Below are 3,801 nucleotides of genomic sequence, written 5' to 3'. Positions count from 1 at the left end.
ATTTATTCATTATACCCTCTCTTAAAAGTTGTCTCAGGAATCAGCTTACATCCACAAAAAAGTATTTAAGAAAAAAGAAGATCAATAAAAATAGTTAATCTAAAAAGCACAAAGTCTAGTTGATGACTTTGTGTTTTTATATTATCGAGTCTATTATTTTTGAACTGGACTGATATTGTGTACAATGATATGTGAGAGGGGGTAATAATATGGCAATGAAACCCCAGAAAATCGTTAAAATACTACGACAACATGGTTTTGTTAAAAAGTCGCAGAATGGATCGCACTTAAAAATGTATAATCCCGATACCAATGTGACGCTACCAGTACCAATTCATCATGATAAAGAGCTCGAACATGGAATTGAGAGCAAAATTTTGAAACAGGCTGGCATTAAGGTTACCGATATTTAAATAAGGTTATGTAATGGACTTTTCGTTGAAAGAGTCATTACATAGCCTTATTTTTGTATCAAAACTTAAATTAATACAACAAGTTAAAAAAGTGCTGACGAATCTAGATTTGGATGGTATTTTTTTAAACAGAGGAGGAGGCCTATGAAAATTAAGTATCAACTAATCGATGATTATGCCGCTGATGAAATTGGAATTTGCATGCATCCTAAGAATCATGGATTGATTTCAACTATTGAAAAGAATTTGGAGACGAAATATTTAGAAGTAATTGATCCCAAAAACAGCCGACAGTCAAAATTGAGAATTGAAGATGTTCTTGTCATTGAAGCTATGGATAATTTGTCCAAACTTTATACCACTGACAAAGACGTTTTTTATTTGAAGGGCAGATTGAAGAATTTAGAATATTTAACAAAATATGGAATTTTGAGAATAAGCAATTCAGTTATGATCAATTTGGATAAAATCGTCAGTTTTAAAAATGGGAAGTACGCGCTTAGAAGTTTACACTACCAATGAAGAAAGTTTTGTTGTCAGTCGACACTTTGGTAAAAAAATTCGGGAGTATTTAAGATGATTAAACAATATAAGAATCGCTTTATTCAAGGAACTCTACTGACAATTATTTGGATTGTTTTTCTAACCGGATTTACAAGGCAAACAATGGAGGTAACGTTCTTTTGAAATATTTTGCTAATTTCCGCTAGTTTGAGCGTGATATTTGGTGTTATTTATCCGTATATTTGGAATTACAGTACTTGGATTGCGCCAATTAGTATTATTCTGTCTTCGGTAATAAATTTTTTGACAGGTTATTTTGTTTTATATCTTTATTCAAAAGTTCTTTTTCAACTAATATTGCCATATTGGTTAGCAGTCCTATGTGTGACGCTACTTCTTCATGTAATCTTTTTTTATTTTTACAGAAAATATCAAAATGAAAAAATGGCACGGGAGTTGAATCGATTGCATTAACATTAATGCTTTGGTTGCCAACGACATTAAAAGAAGTCTACTATTAGAAGTGTACTTTTTTGAGAGAGGCTTAATTATGAAAAGCAAACATAATATTTTGACATTGTTTGCGACCAGTTTCATGTCGTTCATGCAATTGCTTGATGCCAGTATCGTTAATGTGGCGATACCTAGTTTAACCAAAGATTTACATGTACCAATGAATCGGGCCGAATGGATTGTGTCGGTTTATCTGATTATGATTTGTATGTTATTACTGTTCTGGGGAAGAATGGCTGATCAAATCGGATATATTAAAATTTTCCAAATGGGAACTATTTTCTTTACGATTGGCTCATTAATTTGTGCTATGAGTCTATCGTTATACATATTGTTATTCGGGCGAATTGTCCAAGGACTTGGAGCCAGTATGAGTATGGCCACTAATATTGGTATTATCGCAATGATTTTCCCAATGAGTCAGCGTGGCAGAGCCTATGGTATCAACAGTATCATTGCCCAATTAGGAAATATCTCAGGACCTGGTTTAGGCGGGTTAGTACTAAGTGTTTTATCTTGGCATTGGATTTTCATTATCAATATTCCGATTGGAATTATTGTTTATATTTATGGTCGTTTTATGTTCCCTAGGGAAAATCGTAGGGTTAAAACAGTATCTTATGATTGGATTGGTCTAATAACCTATGCCGTTGCAATAGCTACTTTCTTTGTCAGTATCTTTATGGGACAAGATATTGGTTTCAGCAATCGAGCCGTTATACTGACTTTTATAATTAGTTTGGTATTTTGGATTGGATTTTTCTATGCCGAGAAACATATTAAATCACCGTTGATCAATTTCAAGATTTTTAAAATATCTCGTTTAACTTTAAGTCTAATTAGTGCTTTGATAGTATTTTCAATTGGATATTATGCTAACGTTATAATGCCGTTTTATTTAACTGACTTTAGATCATTAAGTACGTCATTGACCGGATTGATTATGATGGCAATCCCGTTTGCTAACGTAATTGCTGCACCGATTGCAGGTTACTTTACGGATAAATATAACGCCGCTAGTGTCTCGATTGTTAACTTGTTCATCTACGCCATTCCCATTATATTTTTGATGCGGGTCTCAAAAACAGATAGTTTGATTGTTTTCACGTTCATGTTACTGTTCCTTGGAATTGGTAATGGTGGATTTCAAAATAATCCGATGATTATGGGTTACGCACCCCAAGAATACCAGGGAATTGCTGGTAGTTTAGCTGCCTTATTTAGAAACCTTGGTATGGGTATTGGTGTCAGTATGGCGACGACTAGCCTTTATTATGGTATGAGTTTAAAAGCTGGCAAGCAGATTGCTTATTATCCAACAGCTCATCCAAGTTGGTTTTTAAGCGGCATGCATTTTGCTTATTTGACAGCATTAGTATTACTAATTGTCGCAATCATTTTGGTTTATCTGATTCATCGAATTGATAAGCATAACGACGCTATGAATAAGAAACAATAGCTAAATTAGAAATCATTATTACAGAAGAATCTCAAAAGTAACAATTCGGATAAATTAATTGCTAACTTTGTCTCACTAACTTTCTTTCTAGTATAATATAGTGAAAATAGATAGTAAGAAAGGCGGTAGGGCAATGGGACCAATTTATAATTTTAGGGAAACTGAGATGAATGGTGGGATTATTAATTTCAGAGATTATCAAGGTAAGGTTCTGTTAATCGTTAATACCGCAAGCAAATGTGGTTTAGCACCGCAACTTGAATCAATTGAAAAACTTTATAATAAATATCGAGCTCAGGGTCTTGAGGTTCTGGGACTTCCTTCTAATCAATTTCATCAAGAACTTGATAGTGATGAGGAGACAAGCGATTTTTGTCAAATGCATTACGGAGTGACTTTTCCCATGACTCGTAAAGTAATTGTGAATGGTCTGGATGAAGATCCACTATTCACATACTTAAAAGATCAATCAGGGAAGGGTCGAATCAAGTGGAATTTTACTAAGTTCTTGATTGATAAAGAGGGTAATCTGTTGAAACGTTTTGCTCCAATCACAAAACCTGAAAAAATGGAAAGTTTAATTATAGATGCTCTAAAAAAATAGATCTCACAATCGTGAGGTCTATTTCTTTTCCTTTGTAAAATTCAACATATATTCAACTGCTTCATCTAAGGATTTTAGGTGATGTTTTTGACGAATTTCTTCTAATTTTTTCTGTGATTTCTCACTTAATTTTGAAACAGAAACCTTTTTCTCTGGTTTACTCATTGTCTAATTACCTTTCTAATGGGAGTGCTTTAATTAATAATTCTAATATAGAGGCATGTTTTAAGGCAAATAAGTTGTTTTATTTACAAATGGTAGATTGTAAGATTAAATAGAATTCTACCCAGACGAAAAATTTGGATAGA

At 33.1% G+C, this 3,801-nt stretch carries 5 protein-coding genes; 4 read left to right on the top strand and 1 reads right to left on the bottom strand.

What is annotated here, in order from left to right:
* Positions 1-209 precede the first annotated feature (209 nt).
* From FD33_RS09630 to FD33_RS09615, 4 genes are all read left to right on the top strand, one after another.
* On the top strand, positions 210-413 hold the full coding sequence (locus tag FD33_RS09630) for a type II toxin-antitoxin system HicA family toxin (protein WP_025086359.1): 204 nt from the start codon (positions 210-212) through the stop codon (positions 411-413).
* Between the two features lie 144 nt (positions 414-557).
* Entirely contained in the window at positions 558-935 is a 378-nt protein-coding gene (locus tag FD33_RS09625; protein WP_025086358.1) for a LytTR family DNA-binding domain-containing protein, read from the top strand.
* Between the two features lie 532 nt (positions 936-1,467).
* Entirely contained in the window at positions 1,468-2,889 is a 1,422-nt protein-coding gene (locus tag FD33_RS09620; RefSeq protein WP_056955941.1) for an MFS transporter, read from the top strand.
* A 133-nt stretch (positions 2,890-3,022) separates the two neighbouring features.
* A complete protein-coding gene (locus FD33_RS09615; protein WP_025086357.1) occupies positions 3,023-3,493 on the top strand; it encodes a glutathione peroxidase in 471 nt (156 codons plus the stop codon).
* An 18-nt stretch (positions 3,494-3,511) separates the two neighbouring features.
* Here the strand turns inward: FD33_RS09615 and FD33_RS12705 are convergent, their stop codons facing one another.
* Positions 3,512-3,658 carry a hypothetical protein gene (locus tag FD33_RS12705; RefSeq protein ID WP_156407838.1) on the bottom strand — a complete coding sequence of 49 codons (147 nt, stop codon included), beginning with the start codon at positions 3,656-3,658 and terminating at the stop codon, positions 3,512-3,514.
* Between the last annotated feature and the right edge of the window lie 143 nt (positions 3,659-3,801).

This window comes from Companilactobacillus paralimentarius DSM 13238 = JCM 10415 (assembly GCF_001434985.1).
GTDB classification, from domain to species: domain Bacteria; phylum Bacillota; class Bacilli; order Lactobacillales; family Lactobacillaceae; genus Companilactobacillus; species Companilactobacillus paralimentarius.
This window is presented reverse-complemented; position numbering and strand designations above follow the sequence as displayed.

Excerpts from the sequence above, each read along its gene's own strand:
- FD33_RS12705 (WP_156407838.1), bottom strand. The coding sequence starts at position 3,658 with ATGAGTAAACCAGAGAAAAAGGTTTCTGTTTCAAAATTAAGTGAGAAA.
- FD33_RS09625 (WP_025086358.1), top strand. The coding sequence starts at position 558 with ATGAAAATTAAGTATCAACTAATCGATGATTATGCCGCTGATGAAATT.
- FD33_RS09615 (WP_025086357.1), top strand. The coding sequence starts at position 3,023 with ATGGGACCAATTTATAATTTTAGGGAAACTGAGATGAATGGTGGGATT.
- FD33_RS09620 (WP_056955941.1), top strand. The coding sequence starts at position 1,468 with ATGAAAAGCAAACATAATATTTTGACATTGTTTGCGACCAGTTTCATG.
- FD33_RS09630 (WP_025086359.1), top strand. The coding sequence starts at position 210 with ATGGCAATGAAACCCCAGAAAATCGTTAAAATACTACGACAACATGGT.